Origin of the sequence: Wolbachia endosymbiont of Drosophila mauritiana (assembly GCF_004795975.1) — a bacterium.
GTDB lineage: Bacteria > Pseudomonadota > Alphaproteobacteria > Rickettsiales > Anaplasmataceae > Wolbachia.
Genome location: NZ_CP034335.1, coordinates 1,066,004 through 1,088,376 on the forward strand (window position 1 = coordinate 1,066,004; position 22,373 = coordinate 1,088,376).

The 22,373-nt window shown below is 33.9% G+C and carries 16 protein-coding genes and 1 pseudogene; 6 read left to right on the plus strand and 11 right to left on the minus strand.

Annotated elements, in window-relative coordinates; all coding sequences use genetic code 11:
• Positions 1–77 precede the first annotated feature (77 nt).
• From EJB00_RS05115 to EJB00_RS05135, 5 genes and pseudogenes are all read right to left on the minus strand, one after another.
• A pseudogene (locus tag EJB00_RS05115) lies at positions 78–2,982 on the minus strand (TrbL/VirB6 family protein).
• Positions 2,979–5,399 (minus strand): TrbL/VirB6 family protein, encoded by a 2,421-nt coding sequence (locus EJB00_RS05120; RefSeq protein ID WP_135353011.1) that lies wholly within the window; start codon positions 5,397–5,399, stop codon positions 2,979–2,981. The pseudogene EJB00_RS05115 and the gene EJB00_RS05120 overlap by 4 nt, the downstream one beginning before the upstream one ends.
• A 17-nt stretch (positions 5,400–5,416) precedes the next feature.
• On the minus strand, positions 5,417–7,945 hold the full coding sequence (locus EJB00_RS05125; protein WP_135353010.1) for a TrbL/VirB6 family protein: 2,529 nt from the start codon (positions 7,943–7,945) through the stop codon (positions 5,417–5,419).
• Positions 7,938–10,343 (minus strand): VirB4 family type IV secretion/conjugal transfer ATPase, encoded by a 2,406-nt coding sequence (locus EJB00_RS05130; RefSeq protein ID WP_015587902.1) that lies wholly within the window; start codon positions 10,341–10,343, stop codon positions 7,938–7,940. The genes EJB00_RS05125 and EJB00_RS05130 overlap by 8 nt, the downstream gene beginning before the upstream one ends.
• Before the next feature lie 9 nt (positions 10,344–10,352).
• Positions 10,353–10,649 carry a type IV secretion system protein VirB3 gene (locus EJB00_RS05135; RefSeq protein WP_006015054.1) on the minus strand — a complete coding sequence of 99 codons (297 nt, stop codon included), beginning with the start codon at positions 10,647–10,649 and terminating at the stop codon, positions 10,353–10,355.
• A gap of 64 nt (positions 10,650–10,713) precedes the next feature.
• On the opposite strand from EJB00_RS05135, the gene EJB00_RS05140 reads away from it, so the two are divergent.
• Positions 10,714–12,291: a lysine--tRNA ligase gene (locus tag EJB00_RS05140; protein ID WP_015587903.1), complete on the plus strand. Its 1,578-nt coding sequence runs from the start codon at positions 10,714–10,716 to the stop codon at positions 12,289–12,291.
• Between the two features lie 645 nt (positions 12,292–12,936).
• On the opposite strand, the gene EJB00_RS05145 is transcribed toward EJB00_RS05140, so the two are convergent.
• The 4 genes from EJB00_RS05145 to EJB00_RS05160 form a co-directional block, all read right to left on the minus strand.
• Positions 12,937–13,716 (minus strand): ankyrin repeat domain-containing protein, encoded by a 780-nt coding sequence (locus EJB00_RS05145; RefSeq protein WP_225416260.1) that lies wholly within the window; start codon positions 13,714–13,716, stop codon positions 12,937–12,939.
• Positions 13,717–13,910: 194 nt separating this feature from the next.
• Entirely contained in the window at positions 13,911–14,489 is a 579-nt protein-coding gene (locus tag EJB00_RS05150; RefSeq protein ID WP_041581316.1) for an RlmE family RNA methyltransferase, read from the minus strand.
• 75 nt (positions 14,490–14,564) lie between these two features.
• Positions 14,565–15,086 carry a PopZ family protein gene (locus EJB00_RS05155; protein ID WP_015587906.1) on the minus strand — a complete coding sequence of 174 codons (522 nt, stop codon included), beginning with the start codon at positions 15,084–15,086 and terminating at the stop codon, positions 14,565–14,567.
• Between the two features lie 10 nt (positions 15,087–15,096).
• Positions 15,097–16,332: a TolC family protein gene (locus tag EJB00_RS05160; RefSeq protein ID WP_015587907.1), complete on the minus strand. Its 1,236-nt coding sequence runs from the start codon at positions 16,330–16,332 to the stop codon at positions 15,097–15,099.
• 119 nt (positions 16,333–16,451) lie between these two features.
• On the opposite strand from EJB00_RS05160, the gene rplM reads away from it, so the two are divergent.
• The 3 genes from rplM (at position 16,452) to EJB00_RS05175 (ending at position 17,807) form a co-directional block, all read left to right on the plus strand.
• Positions 16,452–16,910 carry a 50S ribosomal protein L13 gene (gene rplM / locus EJB00_RS05165; protein ID WP_135353009.1) on the plus strand — a complete coding sequence of 153 codons (459 nt, stop codon included), beginning with the start codon at positions 16,452–16,454 and terminating at the stop codon, positions 16,908–16,910.
• Between the two features lie 47 nt (positions 16,911–16,957).
• Positions 16,958–17,359, plus strand: a complete 402-nt coding sequence (gene rpsI / locus EJB00_RS05170; RefSeq protein ID WP_172793449.1) for a 30S ribosomal protein S9 — start codon at positions 16,958–16,960, stop codon at positions 17,357–17,359.
• A 145-nt stretch (positions 17,360–17,504) separates the two neighbouring features.
• Positions 17,505–17,807, plus strand: a complete 303-nt coding sequence (locus EJB00_RS05175) for an HU family DNA-binding protein (RefSeq protein ID WP_015587910.1) — start codon at positions 17,505–17,507, stop codon at positions 17,805–17,807.
• A 1-nt stretch (position 17,808) separates the two neighbouring features.
• On the opposite strand, the gene EJB00_RS05180 is transcribed toward EJB00_RS05175, so the two are convergent.
• On the minus strand, positions 17,809–18,516 hold the full coding sequence (locus tag EJB00_RS05180; protein ID WP_135353008.1) for a pyridoxine 5'-phosphate synthase: 708 nt from the start codon (positions 18,514–18,516) through the stop codon (positions 17,809–17,811).
• 590 nt (positions 18,517–19,106) lie between these two features.
• Here EJB00_RS05180 and EJB00_RS06480 point away from each other — a divergent pair.
• Complete coding sequence (locus EJB00_RS06480; RefSeq protein WP_326490145.1) at positions 19,107–19,343, plus strand: Hsp20/alpha crystallin family protein; 237 nt, start codon at positions 19,107–19,109, stop codon at positions 19,341–19,343.
• Between the two features lie 837 nt (positions 19,344–20,180).
• On the opposite strand, the gene gltX is transcribed toward EJB00_RS06480, so the two are convergent.
• On the minus strand, positions 20,181–21,542 hold the full coding sequence (gltX, locus tag EJB00_RS05190; RefSeq protein ID WP_135353007.1) for a glutamate--tRNA ligase: 1,362 nt from the start codon (positions 21,540–21,542) through the stop codon (positions 20,181–20,183).
• 151 nt (positions 21,543–21,693) lie between these two features.
• On the opposite strand from gltX, the gene EJB00_RS05195 reads away from it, so the two are divergent.
• On the plus strand, positions 21,694–22,371 hold the full coding sequence (locus EJB00_RS05195) for an ankyrin repeat domain-containing protein (protein ID WP_135353006.1): 678 nt from the start codon (positions 21,694–21,696) through the stop codon (positions 22,369–22,371).
• Positions 22,372–22,373: the final 2 nt, after the last annotated feature.

Below are 22,373 nucleotides of genomic sequence, written 5' to 3' on the forward strand. Positions count from 1 at the left end.
AAACTTTTTCCAATACAGAATAAATTTCTAAAACCTTACTTCAAATATCTTTTTAATTAGTTACTCCATATATCTCATCAATCTTCCTTAACTTGTCCTTTTTTTATCAGAATCCTTTTGCTTATCTTGCTGGCTTAGTGTTTCAGATTTGCTCATTTCTTTGCCAGAACTCCCTTTTTCATCTGCTTGCTTTGGTGTATCAGGCAATTTAGCTTCAATTTTTCCACGATCTTTACTCATTCCCTGCTTGATGTTATGTATCATATTTTGGGTTCTATCATCAAGGCCAACAGTTGACAGCATAGCTTGTGATGCGCTCCTAGCAATATGACTAACACTTTGAGCAACTCCATAACCAGAGCTGAACAACGCCTGCGCCATAGTTTCTGATATGGAAACAAAAGCTTCCATTGCACTAGCAATGATGAGATATATAAATGCCTGGATTAGATCTATAGGTAATGCTGCAAAGTGCCCACCAGCCCTTTCTCCAGTACTGAGCGCAACATCAACACTAGTACCAGGACTATACCCAAGAGGTAATATTGATTTCATAAGACACAGATCATACGATAAAAAATTTACACTAATTAAGCATTGATAGCATGCAGAAAAATTTGTGAGGTTGTATAGAACTGAATACATTAACTGATTTAAAAGAGACAAGGATGAAAATAAAATGACTGGTTGCAATGAAACATGAGCCAGCGTTTTTATCCAATTATCAAATAATGTTTTAGTTTGTTGAAATAGAATAAATACGATAAATAAAGGTGCCAATGACAATAAAAATGCCACTAAAACAGTAGATATTACATACTTAAACGTAGCACTAATAATGCATCTTAAAAACACAAAAGTAGCATAAAGTATTGCCAAAAATGCAATAAAGCCAAAAGGTCCTGATAGCATTAAAGATAAAAATTTCAGCCATGTTTCTCCTGTAAATAATACTCCCGCTGTTAAATCTAAGAATGCAAATTTTTTACCTCCTTCCCCTATATAGCCAGAAAAACTATCAACTAAATAAATGCTACCATCAACAAAAAGCCCAGACAAAGTTGTACCAAAGAATTCCCAACTTCTATCACTAAAAGCAAAAGCTATAAATGCTATTTTGAATATTCTTATAATAAAATCGAATTTACTTAATTGTATTGTTCCAAGCATATAGCCAACAACAGTAAATATAACGTATAGAATAAGCAAAGCTCTTATTCCTTGTAGAAGCCCCTTTCTATATCCTTCATATGGAATTTTAATTCCGTCTTCACCCCCATCTGTTATGAAATCAAAAATCTTGTTTACAGTTGATGAAATAAAATCGTTTATTTTTCTTTTTAAAAATAAATTTACTGTGTATTTGTTATCTTCATAATATTTGGCTTCTTTGTCCGTAATATCATCTTTCTTTACGTTTTCTACATTAATACCAAAGTATATCTTTTTAGACTCTTTATCCTTTAAATGACTTCCATCTATTGCATAATAGATTACATTATCCTCTGTTATTTTATCCAACTTCTCTACTTTTCTGAAATCATTAGTTTCCGGAATAGATGGATCTCCTGGCGGATTATCACCCAAGTACATATACAGTTTTTCACCACTATCGAAGTTACATGATCTAGTCACTGCAACATGATATCCACCTCTATGAAGTTGGTAGTTGCCATTACTTGCTATAGCAAGCATCACACTACTACCATGTAGTATATCTTTTTCATCTATTTTATAATCATGATTTAATTTCAAAGAAAAATGTTCAAAATTATCACCAATTTGCGAACACACATTATCTCCTTTTGCACCCTTTTTCTCTGGAAAACATTGAATACCTTTAGCAGTATTCTGATCATCAAGATCGCCAATTTTTGCAACAAGAGCTTCGGCCCAAGAAATATCTTCTCTGTCCTCTTTGAAGTTTAATTTAGAATTTGATATTAAATTAATGTCAATCTGCTTAGAATCCCTCTTATTTTCTTCAATCTCTTTTAGTTCATCCTCAATACGTTTAAGGTGAGAATACATGTCACATGTATTTCTTTTATCATACTTCTCATACCTTATAGAAGAGACGCAATTCTCCCCTATACCTTTTGCGTTGTAACATATATTCTGATAGTAACAATTAAGCTCATAAGAGCTGTACTTGCTTATCTCATTAAAATCACATTTTTTCCCATTACATAATTTATCCAGTCCTATTTTAGTTCGTCGTAAATCTAACAATGCACCATTTATCCATGAATTTTGAATATAATCCTTATTAAAATGTACCTTATTATCATATGGAGTGTAGCCATTACCAACTAGCACTCTTCTTTCTTCTATGTTCTCTTTATTAATCTTAGGAAATTCTACTTTAGTCCTCTTACCACTTTTTTCACAAAAGAATGTTCCTCCACCAAACATGTCTTTTATTGTAACTTTATCTTTTTCATCCCCTCTTTCAGAGCTATAACAATTGCCATCAAAACTGATTCCTTTTCCTTGTGGATTGTCATAATCAATCGTTATCTCTCTGGGAATTAAGCTAAAGCTTAACTTATCACCAGGATTTGCTTTAATTCCAGTATCTACATAACGTCTATTGCTATAGAATTCATTATTTCCAAAGCCTATATCCCCACATATTTCTCGTTCATCAAGACTAGCATTATCAATTAACTTATTACTGTAATTTGGTATTAAATCATTAGTACAAAATACAGCGGGCACAAGTACTCTCTTTGGATTTTTCCCTTCTTTAAGAGGACAAAAATTTACTGACCCACCAAGAGTAATTTTGATTTTCTCATCCTTGCTAATTACTTGACCAGAATCAACCCAATGAATTTTAACTCCTTCGCCACCTTCACGAACTGGAACATCTATACTGACACTAGTATTTCTGCTCTGCAACCCAGGTTCAACACAATCCATTGTGCAGCCAGTAATTACAAGACATAGTATCAATAATAATGATTTTCTGCTCATCATTGATTTCCTGTGTTTGTCGGTATTTTAGGTGCTGATCTTTGAGCTGATTGTGGTATTTGAGGTCTTCGACTTGGTGTACCAGATTGCTGACCTGCTCTTCTTTGGATACTTTGTTCATCTAAACCTACTGTTCCCATTAAGCTTTGCTGATATTGCCTTCCTGGTTCGCTTGCTACATAAACACCAAACAGCGAATCAGATATTGTTGAAGATGCCTCAACTAAAGCTTTCATGGCATGTCCCAAAATCACAAAAGCCATCATAGCTGTGATGTTAGGTGCATGTTTGGAAGCATAACCATAAAGAATACAAGGATTAAAAATCTTTAAGTTAAGATTAAGTATACATGTAGGGCAGACCTCAAAATTAAAGACCGAATACACAATATAATCCATAACCTGGCTTATTAATGATATAAAAATTAAAAGCACTACCGGATGAATTGCAAATCTTGCTAAATTTTTGACCCAATTGTGAAACATCTGTCTAGTATATCCAAATAGAAGGCAAATAATAAAAAGAGGCGCCAAGGAAAGCAATAATGCAACTATTGCTATAGATGTGATAAAAGAAAATAAGGCGTTAAACATCGATAAGCTCACTGTTATCAAACCCCAAATCACCAAGCAAAACGATACAATACCCAAAGGACCAGAGAATATAAGAGATATTATTAGTAACACTGAGTGTGCTGATAAAAACCTATTGAGCGGTAAATCAAGAAATTCAAAAACATTTGATGTTGTACCTCCGAAATTTGCTATTTCTATTAACTGTTTTGGAGCATTAACAAAAATAGAAAATGCATTGTTATAAAAAAAACTCCAACTGTTATCGTTCAGCAATTGGGTAATAACTCCTATCTTTACACATATAATTAAAAATTCATATATAGAAGCATGAGATAATCCAAAAAAGTAATAAAGGGTGTATAAAACTATATATAATACTAATAACGACACTATTGTAGATCTGATGGTATTTGTTCTATTTGATGCTACAAAACTTTGATAAAGAGACTTCACAGGGCTAGTATCAGAGTGAATCGCGTTAGTGTCTTTGTAGCTAGAACCGAAAAATGCAGTTTTTACTTTTTCATCAAAAAAATTATATATCGCACTAAAAGTTCTTACAGGTGGCTCTTTAGTTGTAAGGTTAATGCTAAATTGACCTTCATTTTTCTTATAATCACACCCATGATCTCTTATTCCGTAATATATAGTGCCACTCTTGTCCTTTAGCTTTTCTTTTAAGCCTTCCATATATTGAGTATTATAAACTTTGCTAATGTCTACAGGTATATCTCCCTGAGTTTCATCAGGGTTGTGCTCGGGAAATTTGTCAGAAACATGTATATATAAGCTTTTTTCTAAATTAGGGATTTTTGTTACTCTTATGTTGAAACCACCTTTATCTCTGCTATCACCCAACTTGAAAATTAACTTTGATGTTTGATGGTCATTACTTATCTTGTGATCACAATTAGTACATAAACCACCACTAGGAATGTGTTCAAGATTTTCACCATCCATAGAAACATTTAAGAATGGAACATCAGTTTTTACTTCTGCATTCTTTAAAACATTATCAATAATCTCAGTATTAACAGATTTGCCACTAGAGTTAGTTGAAGCGTTAGTAATGGATCTAAATATTTCATCTTCTATATCATTGTATTCAACATGCACACAATTACTGTCACGGCTACCGGAAGAAAACTTACATATCTTTCTACAGAGTAAATTTAAAATGCGCGTATCCATCTTACTTTTCTGATCGCTTGAAAGCTTGCTGCAGTCTATATTTTCTCCCTGCTTTATAGAGTTAATATTTTCAATCTCCTTTCTTTTTTCTTCTTGGTCTGGTTTTGAAAAATCTGAACTCCAGTACTCTTGCCCGGGAAGCCATTCTGCATTGCCTATCATGAGTTTGTTAGGACATATTGTGTACTTGTATTCTCCATTTTGCCATATTGCCTGACATTCATTTTGATTTAAAACATGTGCAAAATACTCCTTCTCTACTTCACCGCAACTCTCGTCAATTTTTTTATAGGTGACCGTGCCATTATCGTTTTTACACATTTTACTTCTAACAACACTAAAGCTTATCGCATCGCCAGCTTTAAGCGCAAACGGTAATGTAACGTTTCTTACTCCAGATTCAATTGCAAAATCTTTATATTGCGAACAAAAATTAACCTTATTAGGTACTATATTAATCTCTGTTACTTTTATTTTATCCGAAATATAGACTCCAGAATCAACCCATTTCTGCTCTGTTGACACTATATCCAATTTCTCACGCAAGCCTGATGAATCTTCTGGCTTAATACACCCGCACCCAGATAATAAAAAGAGTATCACAAAACTTATGCATAGCTTAACCAAGTTTTGGTTGCTCAAATGTTCAAACATCTGTTACTCACCTGCGCTCACTCTCCACCTGGTTTTATAGATTCACTAGAGGAAGATCCCGATCCCTTATTATCATCTCCACCTCCTCCAATAGCCCCTCTTGCCTTACTTACAGCCGCAGCAGCAACTTGACCAGCACCTCCAGCAGCAGCTTTGGCAGCAGATAAAGCTTTATTCACCATTTGTGCAGGAGTGCTACCTGAACCAAGTGCTGCTCTGTGGTTACCAGCAAGTTCAGCAGCCATACCGGGAAGAACGTTTAAAAAATGGTAAAATAAAAATAGCACCAAACATAACTTCATTAACTCTCCAAGTACAGAGTTACTAAATTCAACATACGCAAAATCAACCAGACCAAGCAGCATACTTTTCTCCCATTTATATTCTTGTAGCATGCACGCTAAAGTATTTGGATTGTTAGTACATTCTCCTCCTTTCAATTTAAACCAATATGTTTTCTTGCCTAGCATTTCAACTTGCTCTTTCTCAAAATTTAGACCTCTATAAAAGATTTTATCACATGCTATGAACATAAAAGATAGAAATGCAAAAAGGATAACTGGGTATAAACTGTAGGTAATTAACTCTTTTAGCCAACCATCAAAATATCCCTTAGTATGTTGAAACAAAACCATAGGAATGAATAAAGGCGATAAGATGATAATTACACTAAGCGCAACTAAAGATAAGATAAATACATAGCACATCCACAAAATAACCATCATCATCAAAATGGCCATAAATATACAGACAAGAGCTACTAAGATCTGTCCACCAGCAAAAATAATACCGATTACCGAACCTGCAACTAATAAGACAGGAGCAGCACCAAGCAAAACCATTAATGTTACAGCACCCCCTGCACCAATTTTACCACCAATTCCATCTAAAGGGGCACCTAAATAGAATAAAATTCTACAATCAAGCCTATCCCAAGGAGCAAGATAGCTGTAAGATATTCTTTTTCCATCTACTTTACGCATGTATTCATAATCTTTGCCTGCTTCGTAATTACATATACCTTTGCTCTCAGATGATGCTTGCAATACTATCTCCGACAAACCATTTGAAAGTTTTGTTAATTCTCCATAATAATGGAACATAGTACTGCCTGTTGTGAAGTAAATCACTAAAGCAAACTTAATAATCAACATGTACATTTCTTGAGGACTGCGAACACCACCAGACATGGCTTTTATAGAGAACAGTATTAAAGCCAAAACTAAGACAGCAGTTACGGTGTTTTTTAGCTTTTTCTGTGCTACAGATAAGAAACTGCCCTTGTTATGTCCATTTTGATCGTTAAGTGGACTGCCACTTGAATCAATACCTGCAACTAAATTATCTAACGATTCCTTAATGCATTGCACTATCATAGAAGTGATGGGAAGAGGAGCTAATGATTTACTCCCTGCCTGATTGTAGCAAGCTTCAGAGACATATGAGCTAAAACAGCCTTTATTGTCGTAACCTACAAAAATTTTTCCTTCTTTTTCCTTATTTCTTATATTAGTTTTATAGTCATTATCACTACCAATAGAAACTTCTTCTTTCCCTGTGCCATCTTTATTTTTGAATATCATCACAGATTTTTCACACATAGGAGCAATTGGATCAGGTGGTAATTCCGTGCATCCTATATCAATTCCTTGCGGCCAAGCAGTTCCAGCTGCCCTAACTTCAGCCAATTCCACACATAACCTACCCATTTTTCTCACTGCCCTGAACGTTGATCCATGTATGTCTTCGCTCTGCCCAGCTTTAAGCACTTTACATTCTAGATCGCCATCAACCTTCGGAGACCATGAACCACTTTCATATCCAGTGTCTTTCTCTCTGATATCAAAGTCTATGTATCCATCTTTCCCCCTGAAATTAAAGTCATTCGTCTTGAAAAGGTTGCCAAATGTTAAAGGATTGCGATGACACACTTCTATGTATTCACTATATTGCACCCCATTTTTTGGCCAGTAGTAGTGTTCCCTATCAACATTAACAACATCCCAGTTAGTAGAATTTAAAATCTCCTTTTCTGTTTGTTTTCCATCTCTTCCTGATCTTTTCTGTAATGCGGAAAAATACTCATCTTCTGTTCGATAATTTTTATCTGTGTCACCACTATAACCTGTGTCTTTTAGTTTAAAATTTTTATATCTCCCATCATTATCGTATGCAACTGGATGCCTAACAAAACTATGCTGACAAACAATAAGTCCCCCCACTGCCTTCCAGACTCCAACAATTGCGGCTATCATTCCAACGATAACAAGAGCAGTAAATAAACCAGCAGAAGAGACAATCAAAACAATACCAGTAAATATTGCACCAATAGCAATTACTATCCCAGCAACTGCTGCAGCTGTTTCAAACGCCTTACAGTCAGGATCAGAGGCACGGCTAAAACTACCAGTAGAATTAAACCTGCTAACAAATTCCGTTTTGTCAGTACCACTTACTGTATCTGCAAACACTGGATATGAGAGTAAAAAATCTATATTTAATAAAAATATCGCAACTAACAGTAATGACAGTTTAGTTTTAAACATTTTTCACCTTTTGATAAAACACAGGCAACCACATCTTTGGATCATCTCCGACTTCTTTCAATATATCATGTAACAATAGGACACTTTCTGCGCGTCCAGATAACACGTTGACCACATCATCCAAATCTTTCAGATCTATTCTAGCTACTACAGCATTAACTCCCTGCTTTACTAAAAAGAATCTAGTACTTGGATCTGTGTGTTTGATCAGTATGTACTCACGTTCAGTTAACATAAAAACATCTCGATAGACACTAGTAGCTTTCAGATTTGGCAAAAAAATTTGTGTTGCTGTCTGCTGTACAAGCGTATCACTAATAGCACTTTTACTTGCATCTTCAACACTCTGAGTAGCAAAAACCACAAAAGCATTTAACTTTCTCAGCACTTTCAACCAGTCTTTTATCTTAGGTGCAAAAACTGAATTATCTATTAACGCCCATGCTTCATCAAGAACAATAATAGATGGAGTGCCATCAAGCGATATACTAATCCTATGAAACAAATAAATCAAGACCGGCCCAAGAGCAACAGGATCTTTTAGCAAGCTAGCCATTTCAAAGCCAAACACTCTTGCTTTTGAAAAATCTAGCAAATCTTCTTTATTGTCAAATATTGCAGCATGAGAGCCATCATCATGCCACATAGATATTGCTCCAGCTAGAGTATCAGGGCCCGCAAGTCCTAAAAATGGTACAAGATTTCTCAAAAATCTGTCTTCTTTTTTTAATTTAAAATTTCCCTCAATTGCATCATTAATTCTAGCAATATCTTCTGAAGTGAATTTATCGTTGTATACTAAAATTAAAGATTTTATCCATTCCATCAAAAATGTTTTATTATCAGGAGTATCGTCAAGTTGCAGAGGATTAAAATTTGTCTTAGTTCTTGGTTCTATTATAGTATAGATACCACCAAGTGCTCTTAAAAAAATTTCTGCACCGCGATCTTTATCAAAAAAGAATATTCTTGGAGAAAATTTCATTGCTTGAGCACATAAAAAATTCATTAAAACAGTTTTGCCAGCACCTGTTGGCCCAATTATCATAGTATGTCCAACATCTCTTATATGAAAGTTGAAGAAAAATGGAGTGCCAGATGTTGTATCAAAAACTGTAACAGCATCTCCCCAGTGGTTATTGAATTTTTTACCAGTAGGATAATTATGTTGAGATGCAAAACCGGCCAAATTAAGACTACTTATTGTACCTTTTCTCACTATATAATCAAAATTACCAGGAATTTGCGCCCAAAATGCTGGTTCTAGATTAACCCTCTCACGAACAGGATAAACACCACAATTAGAAAGCTCCGATTCAACCAATGATAAAGCATTGTCCAATGATTTAGGGCTTTTTTCTATACATAAGATAGTTAAATGGTGTGCACCAAACGCAATTTTACCACTCATTGCATCATCAAGCGCATGAGAAATTTCTGCTATTTGAGAAATAGCTTTATCTGCAGATTGTATCATACGATTTTGCTGTATCTGCATTTTCGCAATTGCCATTTGCCTATTTGTAATTTGAAAAGACTGCGTGATAATAAATTCATAAGGAAGTTGTAAAAAAGAATCAAGCATTCCTGCAGAAGTATTATTTCCATATTCTTTGATACTAACTATTCCAGCATATTTACTTTCATTATGAGTCACAACCTGTATCATCTTATGGCCAAAAAATACCCTATGAACTGGTAAGTATCTTGATATTTCAGTTTTTAGTGGAAAAAGCGTATTTGTAACAAAGCCACAATTTACAATTCTAGATAGAAACTCCATTATTTCACAAAACAGTCCGTTTGGAGTTTCTTTTACTCCAAGGACTTTAGGCGAATAATTCCTAAGGCTTGTTACTATACGATTTGTCGTTTCCTCTAAATCTTCATAGGTATCACGCATATCACTTTCCCAAGCATGTTTTGAAGTTACATGCCCAAATTTTTTCAGTAGATGTGATAAAAATTCTACTCCCTTTGTATCTGCCCTACGAATAATCGTAATGTATAAATCATTAATAAAAGATTGCCTAGTTGCGTGTTTTTCTCTCCATTTTAGATTTACATGGTTAGCAAAAAAATTTGGTAAACTCTGGTTTGCAAATTCATCAGAAAAGATATTCTTCTTACGCCTGATGGTATGAAAGTACAAACTAAATGCTGGAGATGAAATGCTTCTTAGCATCTGATTTCTGATATTATTTTGTATCGCCAAGTCTTCATCATCGGCCGTTTCAAACGCAAAGCCATTTAATTTTATAAATTTAACTAACCAATTCTGCTTTGTTATCAAGGTTGTACTATTCCAATAGCAAGAATAAGGTATAAATTCAGCAGCGTGAACCTCTCTACTTAGAATAGATTTATTCTTTGATTGAATAGCTCTAAATCTCAACATTGCATAACATCAAGTAATGTCATAAGAATTGGCTCCATGATAAAACCGATTTAAACATTTGGAGCATTTTCCCAGCTTTACCATAAATAACTCAATAAACAACGGTTCCTTTGCAGAAGCTATATAGCCAAGTCCATGTATACCTGGTAACATCAGGAGAATTACTCTAAGATCATTTGTATTAATGAAAATTAGCATGCAAATTAGAACGTTTAATATTGCAAACATATAACTCACACCAAAGAGCATTGCAGGTCTTGTAAGACCTTTAAATAATTGATTCGTTTGTATGCTGCCAGTAGACATATCTTTAACCTTCTAATAAGAGCTCTAACACTAATACTACATCATTAATTAAAAATCTATTGAAATGAATAGCACTTTAGGTAAGATAATTAATTTAAATTCAATGATTATAAGCTGGCCATTTCAAGAAGCAGAAAAAATACTACAAGAATTCCCTAATAAAAAAGAGATAATATTTGAGACTGGTTATGGTCCCTCAGGTTTACCACATATTGGTACTTTTGGGGAAGTTTTTCGTACCACAGTTATTGCAAACGCTCTAAAAAAAATAGCTCCTAGTATAAAAACCAAAATCATTGCAGTTTCCGACGATATGGATGGTTTGCGAAAAATACCAGATAATGTACCAAATCAGGAAATGCTAAGAGAGAATCTGAACAAGCCATTAACCATGATACCTGACCCATTTGGCACTCATGAAAGTTATGGTCATCACATGAATTCGTTGTTGTGTAAATTTCTTGATTTGTTTGAATTTGAATACGAATTTAGAAGCGCTACAGAGTGTTATAAATCTGGCGTTTACGATGAAAAACTTTTACTCCTGCTGAAAAATTATGATAAAGTGATGGACGTAATGCTTCCATCATTTCGGGAAGAAAGGCAGCAAACTTACAGTCCATTCTTGCCGATATGCCCAAAAACTTCCCAAGTTTTACAAGTTCCAGTAATTGAAACAAATACAGATAAAGGAACAATCACGTATGAAGACCCAAACGGGGAAAAAATAGAAATTCCAGTGACAAAAGGAAAATGTAAACTGCAATGGAAACCTGATTGGGGGATGAGGTGGGCTGCATTCGGAGTTAATTACGAAGCTCATGGAAAGGATTTGACTCCATCTGCTGTGCTTTCAAGTCAAATATGTAAAATACTTGGAGAAAAGCCACCGCTTTTGTTTTGCTATGAGTTATTTCTTGATAAAGAAGGAAAGAAAATATCAAAATCAAAAGGAAATGGTATTTCAATTGAGGAGTGGCTAACTTATGCACCCACAGAGAGTTTAGCGTTATACATCTTTCAGAGTCCTAAAAAAGCTAAACGTTTATATTTTGATGTGATACCAAAATCAACTGATGAATATTTGGAGTTTGTTAAGCGTTATAATGAAAGTAAAGAAAAGGATGTAAACAGTCCTTTATGGCACATCCACCAGGGTAAAGTTCCAAACGTAGAAACTTCAGGCATAAATTTTTCATTGCTTTTAAACCTGGCAGCAGCTTGTAATGCTGAAAATAAAGAGATTCTTTGGGGTTTTATATCAACTTATGCACCAAACGTTACACCAGAAAGCAACAAAATGCTAGATAGACTTTCGGATTTTGCAGTTAGGTATTATCACGACTTTATCAAGCCAACAAAAGCGTATAAAGCTTCAAACGAAAAAGAGAAAGAAGCGTTACTAGATTTAAAGAACAACCTACATTCCCTGCCTATTACAGCCACTGCTGAAGAGATTCAATCTCAGGTTTTCTCCATCGGAAAAAAATATAATTACAGCAACTTACGCGATTGGTTTCAGTTTTTGTATGAAACATTACTTGGACAAAAAACCGGTCCTAGAATGGGATCTTTTATCAAGCTTTATGGGATAGATAATACAATCTCTCTTATAGAAAGTGCTACTGAACGTACACTTTAGAGTTTACCTTCTTCCATTTGAGCTCTCTAGTTTTATTACTTGACAAACTTTCCCACTTTTCTTATCATATCAATAAGAGTATTTATCCTTGTTTTTGATACGCGCGGTCTCAACGACAAAATTCAGTAAAAAACTCAGATATTTATTGGCAAATTACATAAAATTATAGCGGCTGCATGTCTTTTTTATTTTTTCTACATTCAGCCAAATCGCGCTTTAAATAAGCGTTAGCATATTATTACAACGCCAATTTACATTATTATAGGGTCAAAACTCGTTACACGGGAATTTTTTTGTCTTTTTTTTATTTAGTAAATTTCTTAATATTCATAGCTAAAGTAATTTTAGAGAGCCAGCGCGTGACCAACCTGGTCAGTTTTCTAGATCCCAGTACTGGGATGACAAGAAGAGAGCTGACTTGAATGACACCAAATGGACACTGGGACAGAGGCTACTTTAATAATATTTCACCATGTCATTCCAGCACTTGATGCTGGAATCCAGAAGTTTTTTTGAGCACAAAAGTTATGCTAAGTTTTTCTTGGTAAGAAACCAGTGTCAGCCACTTGAAAAGGAAGAAGAGACTTCTTCTTTCTACTTAACTACACTGTTGCACTTAACTCTGAAGAAACTCCTGATTGTACATCAACTACCATTTATCTGCTTACTAGGACTTGACGTTGCTTGTGCAATAGCGTCCTTTAACTCATCACAAGGCTTATACACTTCATACTTAATACCACCAGCAACAAGTCCAGTGAATACAGCAGCAGCAACAGCTATACCAGCCATAGCACCTACTGATAATGACACACCAATAAAATATGCAGAAGTAACTACTATAACAGCTACAACAGATGCAATACTAAATATATTAGCACCCAAGTTTACTGCTTTCCAAATTGCTTCTTCAGTAACTATTTTTGCCAGATTTTTGCCTCGATAATCACATAATAAAGGATCAGCACCTGCTGCTAATAGAGCTTTTACTATATTTTCATTACCTCCTTCAACAGCCAAATGTAAAGGAGCTTGTTGCAATAGATTTTGCTGCGAATTAACATCTATACCTTGTGCTGCTAATAGAGCGTTTACTATATTTTCATTACCTTTTTCAATAGCCAAATGTAGAGGAGTTTTTCCATTTTTATCTTGCAAATTAACATTTATACCTTCTACTGCTAATAGAGCGTTTACTACATTTTCTTGATTATCTAGAGATGCTACATGTAATAATATTAATTTTTTATAATTATTATTACTAAATTTATAATTTATATCAAAATTTTCCTTCCTCCATTCTTCATAAGTAGATGATTCTCTTCTTTGTAGTTGCTTTTGTATTTTTTCAACTATGTTATTACCATTCAAATCATTTTCACGATTTACTATACTTAATATATGTTTGAACAATTCTAAATACATATCAAATTCTCCTATAAAAATAATAATATACTTTAATTATTATATACTTAAGCAATAAAATCAAGAATTTAATTAATTATCATAAATATTTAAACAAGAAAAAGGGGCTTTTGCTCAAGCGTTTACAGAGTTATTAATCTTCAGTTTCATTTAAATAAGGAAGCAAGATTCGTCAACGTTTCTGTAAGTATCTGCTATACAGAAACGTTGCCACCAATAAAGCCTAAACTTACTAAATACATTTCTGTAGATTCAGATCTACTTGACTTTGGTTTGAAGTATCTTACTGTTTTGAACATTTTTTTTAGCTCATTGCAGAAATCTTTATCAGACTCTCCTTGAAAAATTTTTACTACAAATTTGCCACCATGATTCAAGAAATGCTTTACAAAATTGAGCGCTGCTTCGCATAAGAGCATAATTCTGATATGATCTAACGATTTTAAACCGCAAGATTCTGGTGCCATATCAGATAAAATTACATCAAATTTGTGATCCTTGAATTTTTCTCTTAAAATTTCAAGTTCGCTGATAATATCACACTGTATACACTCTACTCCATTAATTGCGTTTATTGGTTTTATGTCAACAGCAATCACACTCGCTCCTTTCTTAGATGCAACTTGTGACCATCCACCAGGAAAAGCGCCAAGATCAATAATTTTTTGCCCTTGTTGGAGTAGTTTAAATTTATCGTCTATTTCTATTAACTTATATGCTGAGCGCGATCTATAACCGTCCTTATTGGTTTTTTCCACATACTGATCATTCAAATGGCGATGTAGCCATCTTGTTGAAGATAATTTTCTACCTCTAGCTGTTTTTACTCTGGTCTTTATACTAATAACCTACTTATTATTGATTATATCTTTGAGCTCTTTTTCAACTACTTCTTTTACCAATGCATGTAGATACTTATTCAGCCACTCTGAAAGCTGAGGTTTTAAAAGAGATACAACTAATTCTTCAACAGTAAGATCTGCTCTTTTTTGTTGTTTATGCCGTAGTTCGCTTTGCATCTTTTCAAGCAATGTTTTAATTTCCTCCATATTTTCTTTTAAAACTAAATGCTCGTTACTTTGTTCTTGATAGCTCACTTTGTTATTACTCATTTTGATATTATCATACAAATTTTTCTCTTCTGAGTTGTAACTATGGCTATTAAATAGGTTATTCATTTTCTCACTTTGGCAATTATTCTCTTCTTCACTATTTTCTTTTTCTTCGATGTCTTCTGGGTACTCCTCTTCAAGGCATAATACGTCATCATCTTCATCTATTATTTCTGCTCTATCGCCACTTGGATTTTTACCCGATATAGCTTTTTTTATATCTCCTAGTATATCTTTTACAGATTGATTATCGCTCATACCATTAAATTTAAAGGTTTATACTATTTATCATAAAAAGCAAGTTGTAAACACTAATTACATAATTGCTTTTTGCCTGAATTAGATCGGAACGTGCTTTAAATAATTCATCTTCAGTATCCAAAAGATCAGTTGTGCTCTTTAAATTTAAGTTTACTTCTTGCTCAACTCCTTCCAATGCTAAAGCTGCTGCTTTTTCTGCTTCTTGACTTGCTTTAATAATAGCTTTTGCTGTCAGCACGTTATTCCAAGCATTTATAACTGCTTGCTCTATAGTTTTTACCGCTTCGTAATAATCATAAGTGGACTGTTTCGCATCCATTTTAGCTCTACTGAGACCAAAAATATTAACTCCTCTTTTAAAGATCGGAATATCAAGAGTAAAGACAACACTCACATTCTCTAGTAACGTGTCTAATTTTATATTGTCCTTTCCAAAATTTTTACTTGCGCTTAGATTCAAAGAAGGAAGCCATTTTGAACTTTCAGCAATCACTTCCATTCCAGCAGCCCTTTTTTTATAAATTGCTGCTTTTAGGGATAAGTTATTGGTTTTTGCTAACTGTAAACATTCATTTAATTCTGGCATAGAAGGTAGTTTACCATTAGTCTCATAAAGATTATCGGCATCTTCACCAATTAAATGATAGTAAGCAATATTAGCCAGCTTCAACTCACCTTCAGCATCAACTCTTTTGGATATAGAAGATGAAAATTTTGCTTTTGCGAATAAAACTTCAGCATTAGTAACTTCTCCAAGAGAAAAGCGTTTTTTCATAGCTGACAAGTGTTCTAAAGAAACACGTTCTTTATGTTCCCCCAGTTTTAATATTTCTGCCCTTTGTAAAACATTAACATATGCTTTCACAGCGCTGAGTGCAACTTCTTGCTTAGATTGCTGAAATCTAATTTTTGCTGCTTTAAGAAGATAATTTGATCGGCTGAATGTAGCAAAAGTGCCACCACCATCTATTATTCTTTGACTTAATGTTAGATGTTTTCCAGAGTTTTGTAGATTGTTAATAATATTAAAATTACTATCGAAATTATATTGTAAATTAATGTCAGGTAAAAACCCAGCCAATCCGGAAGATTTTAGTTGTTTTTCAGCACTCTTATATTGGTAAAATTGAGACTTTATTTTTGAGCTGTTTTTGATAGCTTTGCTTATAGCTTCCTCCAAATCAATTGCATAGCAACCTATGGTACAAAAAGCAATTACAAATATAATAATCAATCGAAACATTTTGCTTTCTAGCATGTTGTTTAAGTTATTAGCATAAATTACTTTAATAATCAATAACTAATGTTGTTGACACTATCAAGCAACTTAGTATATCATAACCTACTGTTATGTATTGATATATGAAAACTTTTTTCTTAAAAGAGAAACAAATTGATAAAAAATGGCTTGTTATAGATGCAGAAGGATTAGTAGTAGGAAGGCTTGCAGCATTTGTAGCAATGCTATTGCGTGGAAAACATAAACCTGAATATACACCTCATATGGACTGTGGTGATAATGTAATCATTGTTAATGCAGAAAAGGTAGATTTTACCGGAAAGAAACTTAAAGATAAAATCTACCACAGGCATACAGGTTATTCTGGTGGTTTAAAGAAAACTACTCCAGATAATATTTTAAATGGCAAATTCCCTGAGCGTGTGATGAAAATGGCAGTAAAAAGAATGCTTGATGATGGTCCTATGGCACGTAGACGGTTTGAAAATTTGTATGTTTATTCTGGTCCAGAACATAAGCATCAAGGACAGCAACCTGAAAAAATAGATTTTGCCTCTTTAAATCGTAAAAATAAGAAATAATGGAGTAAAAAGTGAAAATAAATAATAATGATCAGCCAAAAAAGGCAATGATTGACTCACTTGGTCGTTCATATGCCACAGGTCGAAGGAAAGAATCTGTAGCAAGAGTATGGATGAAGCCAGGAAGTGGAAAATTTAGTGTTAATAAAAAAGATGATTTAATTTCTTATTTTAAAAGAGAATCAGTGTGTCAAATGATTAAAGCGCCATTCATAGTAACTTCTATGTTAGATAGGTATGATGTGTTTGCAACTGTAAAAGGTGGAGGACTATCTGGCCAAGCAGGTGCCTTAGCTCATGGAATAAGCAGAGCTTTAAGTAGTATAAGTCAAGATCTACACTCTATATTACGTAAAGGTGGATTCCTAACTAGAGATTCACGTGTTGTTGAGCGTAAGAAATATGGTCAACATAAAGCTCGGAAAAAATGTCAGTTTTCTAAGAGATAATTGTTTCATAATGGTATTTTTTTGTAAATATTATACAAGTTCTTACAAGGGTTTATGACATTTTCTCTTTTTATGACGAATTTAGTTGACTATTGGCACTAGCATAATATGCTGTTTATGTAATTTTTCAATATTAAGGTAATTTATGAGTAAAGAAGATATAGTAAACCAACTGAGTAAAGAGTGCTCTAGTCAAGGTATAGATATAACAAAAGCTAGTTTAGGTAAGCTTCATGATATTTTTATGGAAATAATCAAGAACGATCTAACCCGTAAAGGTGAAATACGTTTGCATGGAATAGGGACATTCTCTAGTCCTATAAGTAAGGAAAGACAATGCCGTAATCCTCACAGTGGTGTGATGATGACCGTTCCTAAAAAGAAAAGGGTAAAGTTTAAAGCAAGTCAAGCTCTTTCAAGTATTTTAAATACCAAAGAGAAAGTATAAGCTACTTAGATATTGTCATTTTCATCTTTTTAGTTACACTACGTAAGCCATGAAATATAGCCTCGCTGATTAAAGAATGGCCTATATTAAGAGCTGAGATGTGAGGTGTCTCTTTTATTCTTTTAGCATGTTTATAATTTATGCCATGTCCTGCGTGGCATTCTATTCCTAGCTTATTAATGTATTCTGCAGAGTTAGTAATAAGTTTTAATTTTTCTTCTGATGGATTATCACAGTAATCCCCTGTGTGAATTTCTATTATGTCAGGCTTTCTTTCTAGCTTCTCAAGATATTTTAGTTGATTAATATTTGGATCAATAAACAGTGAGATTTTTATGTCAAAGCTATGCATTTCCTCTATTATACCAGAAAGTTTACTGTGCATATTCACGATATCAAGGCCACCTTCGGTTGTTAATTCTTCTCTTTTTTCTGGTACTATACAAATCGAATAGGGTTTTACTTCTTTTGCTATTTTGAGCATTTCTTCCGTAGCCGCAATTTCAAGATTCAACTCAGTGCTAATGTTTTGTTTTAGATTGAATACATCCTCATCTCTGATATGCCTTCTGTCTTCTCGTAAGTGTACAGTGATAAAATCTGCTCCAGCATCAATAGCTATTCTTGCTGCTTTTAATGGATCTGGATAAGAAGCTCCACGTGCGTTGCGAAGGGTTGCAACGTGATCAATATTAACGCCCAATTTCACAATTTACCTCAAAAATTATTTATAAATTATACATATTATTAGATCTTATGCATGTCATTGTTTAATGCCATAGCTGAAAGACAGAGCTAGCAGTTATACCAATTCTCATTGTTGGCAAGTCAAATAAGAAACATTCAAAATTGTTTGATTGTGGAAGTGGAAAGAGAAGTAATAAATTTGCATACACTTGCCCTTTTTTACAGTTAATCTAGTTAATAGAACTACTCGTGGTAATCCAAACAAGATTTTTTCTCATAATCAAGTTATAGTAAACGGGGACAATTTTTCGCATCTAAAAAATTTTAGATTTAGGATTGAAATTAATAAGTGAAATGATTATGTAGTGCATGTATTAGTAAAAGGAGGTACAACATGAGTAATATAGTTCATTAAATAAAAACAATAATCGTGATAATTTTAGTGTAAGAGGGTTACAAAGAGCCGTTGATGACACATTTCATAGCTTCTTTACAGGATGGAACCCAGAGCTTTACAAAAGAGGCAGTAGTCTACTACCAGTTTGTGATTTTTATGAAACAAAGGAAAGCTATTGCCTATCATTAGAGTTACCAGGTATTCCTAAAGAAAGCATAGATATTAGTATATCTGGCGATAGCTTAATAGTGAAGGGTGAAAAAACATGTGATAATGAATCAAAAGATAAGCAGTTTTACCATAAAGAAAGGTACTATGGTTCTTTCTATAGATCTATTCAACTTCCAACAAATGTAGAGCAAGATAAGGTATCTGCCAACTTTTTAGATGGGGTATTGCATGTAACCATACCTAAGTCAGAGAAACACATCAAAAAAATTGATGTAAAGTAACCAGTAAGTAATAGCAGGCTTCTGACCTTGAGGCTTGCTATTTTAATATCTGTTCAGCAGAGTGGCAAAATAAGGTAAACGAGAAAAGACAACTAAATGAGTGTCATGAAAGTAGCTGATGCTGGCTCCCTTATGAAGGTGTCATCTTAGCATCCAGACACTGGTTTTTAATTGAAAATGTTGTCTTGTTTGTGATAAATTTTGCTGGATGCCAGTGTTAAGCACTGGCATGACATTATAGAAGCTGGAATTACAGTGTCAGCTACTTGAATGACAATATTTGCTGTGTAATTTACCTTAAAAAATGAATATTCCTACAGCTACGTGTAAGCTACTTTCATGACATTCATTTAGTTGTCTTTTTTGCCACTTTGCTGAACAGATATGTAAAATATTAACTTAGCAATACAGTTTATTTCAAAAATTATCTATAGATTAGACACACCATTAGATCTTATACATAGTCATTTTTTAATGCCATAGCTGAGAGACGGAACTACTCTGCCTGCTCCCATTACCATAAAACTGTATGATACCAAAGTATAACGGTGTAAAAAATATGAAAAAATACCAATAAAAAAAGGTAAAATAACTTTAATAGTTAAAACCATAGGCGCCAGTTGGTTTTTAACTTAAAAATAAAAGTCAAGTATCAGGAATTCTAGACATAAACCCTCCTATATGAATAAAGAGCTAGAAAAAATAAACTTATATATTTTTTGCTGAAATTTGATTATTTGGTGAAAAAACCTGCAGGTGAAGATAGATTTTGGATCCTAAAAAACCTTCATTTTCCACTATAATGAAGCTACCAGAGTCTATCAAGCAATTTTTTATTTAAATTGCTTGCAATCTTTTTATACACTCATCTTTACCAAGAATTACCATGATATCAATGATTCCAGGCGCATCCATTATTCCAGTTATTGGGGCGCGTAATGAGTGGTATATATCGCTCATTTTTATATTATGTAATTTTGAAAATTCCTTAATCTGAGAGGATAAAAAATTCTTATTCCAATCTTCACTACCTACACTCGAAAGAAATGATGCAAGTAACTTAATTACATCGAGGTTAGATTTGACAATTTGCTGAGCTTCTTCACTAAAATCAAGCGGCAGATCTTGAATATAAAACTTTGCTAAATCCAGCAGTTCGGTTAGATAGTTTGCTCTTTTCTTTAGCTCTGTTAGTCCTTGTAATAAATAGTTCTTTTTTATATCACTCAGTTTTAACATCGGAGCAAATGTATTTAAAATATCCAGATTGCTCATGTTACTAATATAATGATTATTTAAATGTTCCAGTTTTTTAAAATCAAGTCGTGCAGGTGAACGACCGATGCTTTCTAAATTAAACCACTCTATTGCTTGCTCATCGCTAATAATCTCGTCATTGCCGTGACTCCAGCCAAGCCTAAGTAGGTAATTACGCATTGCCTGAGGCAATATTCCCATCCTTCCATAATCACAAACGTTTGTAGCATCATGCCTTTTAGATAGCTTATTCCCGTCTTCTCCATGGATAAGAGGTACGTGCGCGAAGCGTGGAACATCAAAATCAAGAGCCTGATATATTAGCAATTGCTTGAAGGTATTAGTGAGGTGATCAGAGCCACGTATAATATCAGTTATTCCAACTGAATGATCGTCAACCACCACGGCAAAAATGTACGTTGGAGTGTTGTCAGAACGTAGAATTACTATGTCATCAAGTTGGTCACTATTTATCTTAACTTGGCCACATATCTTATCTTCAACAACAATATCTTCTGAGTCTGGCACTTTGAAACGGACAACAGGGTTTGCACTTGATGTCGAATGAGTACACTTATGCTTATATATTTTTCCTTCTTCTCTTGCTCTTATTTTCTTCTCCGCAACTTCATTCTCGGGGCAGTAACAATGATATGCCCTACCCTTTTCAACTAAAAGATTTGCAACCTCAATGTGCTGCTCTATTTTTTTTGATTGATATATTATTTCCCCATCATAGTTTATTCCAAGCCATTTTAACCCATCTATTATTGCATCAATTGCTTCCTGTGTTGAACGTTTTCTATCTGTGTCTTCAATCCTCAGCAAAAATTTGCCGCTATGACGTTTCGCATAGAGCCAATTAAATAATGCAGTACGAGCTCCACCAATATGCAAGAATCCTGTTGGTGATGGAGCGAATCTAGTAACTATACCTGGCATATTTGTCTATTGTGATAACGTAACCGATGATAACTAAAATTTGTACTTGCAACAACGTGGAACTATAGTAAATTTGAAAGATTAATTTACATTTATTTTTAATAAACTGCATTGTATAATTTAATATTAGTGAATGCAGTGAGGTGTGTATATGGATAATTTATTTGAAATTGCAAGAGGAGTTATAACACAAGAGGATGAAAATAAATTTATTGAAGCTTGCAAGAAAAGAGTTGCTTGTGTAGCTAAGCATAGAATTGATGAAAATGGAAACCCATTTCATATAGCAGCAAGTAAAGGAATTCTGTTACCTGCGTTAAAAGAGATTATAGAGTATTTAGAAGAAGATACTGAGAGCAGAGTCAAGAAAGCAAAAGAAGCTAAAGATTGGGAGAAAGTAAAAAGCTTAAAAAAGGAACTTGAGAACAATAAGAAATATATTAAGGAAGCACTCCTCGATAAAAGCTATATTAAGGATGACGGGAAGAAGGTAGTATCACCCCTTTATTTCTTGGACCCTGCAGAGCGGAAGGAAGTTAAGCAAATTGCAGACATAAAATGCAGCTTTATATTTAGTAAAAAGTTTCATCTATGCTTATACATAGTAGGGGCTATAGTGTGTGCTATCGCTATGTGTATATCTTTGTATCTTCTATTTTCGGCTTCTCAATCTCTTGCATTGGCTTCAATAGCAACAATAGCTTCTGGAGGATCTTCATATCTGTTATTTAAGGCATGTAACGAGATATATAGCTTGAATAACGAAAGTACTACATTGACAGATCCTGATGTTATGCAACTTGTAGATGGTGGTTTAGCTCCAGCATGAAG

What these genes read in the sequence shown, in the direction of transcription:
- gltX (WP_135353007.1), bottom strand. Translation starts at nt 21,542, where the DNA reads ATGCCAGGTATAGTTACTAGATTCGCTCCATCACCAACAGGATTCTTG.
- EJB00_RS05160 (WP_015587907.1), bottom strand. Translation starts at nt 16,332, where the DNA reads ATGTTTCGATTGATTATTATATTTGTAATTGCTTTTTGTACCATAGGT.
- EJB00_RS05135 (WP_006015054.1), bottom strand. Translation starts at nt 10,649, where the DNA reads ATGTCTACTGGCAGCATACAAACGAATCAATTATTTAAAGGTCTTACA.
- rpsI (WP_172793449.1), top strand. Translation starts at nt 16,958, where the DNA reads ATGATTGACTCACTTGGTCGTTCATATGCCACAGGTCGAAGGAAAGAA.
- rplM (WP_135353009.1), top strand. Translation starts at nt 16,452, where the DNA reads ATGAAAACTTTTTTCTTAAAAGAGAAACAAATTGATAAAAAATGGCTT.
- EJB00_RS05130 (WP_015587902.1), bottom strand. Translation starts at nt 10,343, where the DNA reads ATGTTGAGATTTAGAGCTATTCAATCAAAGAATAAATCTATTCTAAGT.
- EJB00_RS05155 (WP_015587906.1), bottom strand. Translation starts at nt 15,086, where the DNA reads ATGAGCGATAATCAATCTGTAAAAGATATACTAGGAGATATAAAAAAA.
- EJB00_RS05120 (WP_135353011.1), bottom strand. Translation starts at nt 5,399, where the DNA reads ATGTTTGAACATTTGAGCAACCAAAACTTGGTTAAGCTATGCATAAGT.
- EJB00_RS05175 (WP_015587910.1), top strand. Translation starts at nt 17,505, where the DNA reads ATGAGTAAAGAAGATATAGTAAACCAACTGAGTAAAGAGTGCTCTAGT.
- EJB00_RS05145 (WP_225416260.1), bottom strand. Translation starts at nt 13,716, where the DNA reads ATGTATTTAGAATTGTTCAAACATATATTAAGTATAGTAAATCGTGAA.
- EJB00_RS05195 (WP_135353006.1), top strand. Translation starts at nt 21,694, where the DNA reads ATGGATAATTTATTTGAAATTGCAAGAGGAGTTATAACACAAGAGGAT.
- EJB00_RS05140 (WP_015587903.1), top strand. Translation starts at nt 10,714, where the DNA reads ATGAATAGCACTTTAGGTAAGATAATTAATTTAAATTCAATGATTATA.
- EJB00_RS05125 (WP_135353010.1), bottom strand. Translation starts at nt 7,945, where the DNA reads ATGTTTAAAACTAAACTGTCATTACTGTTAGTTGCGATATTTTTATTA.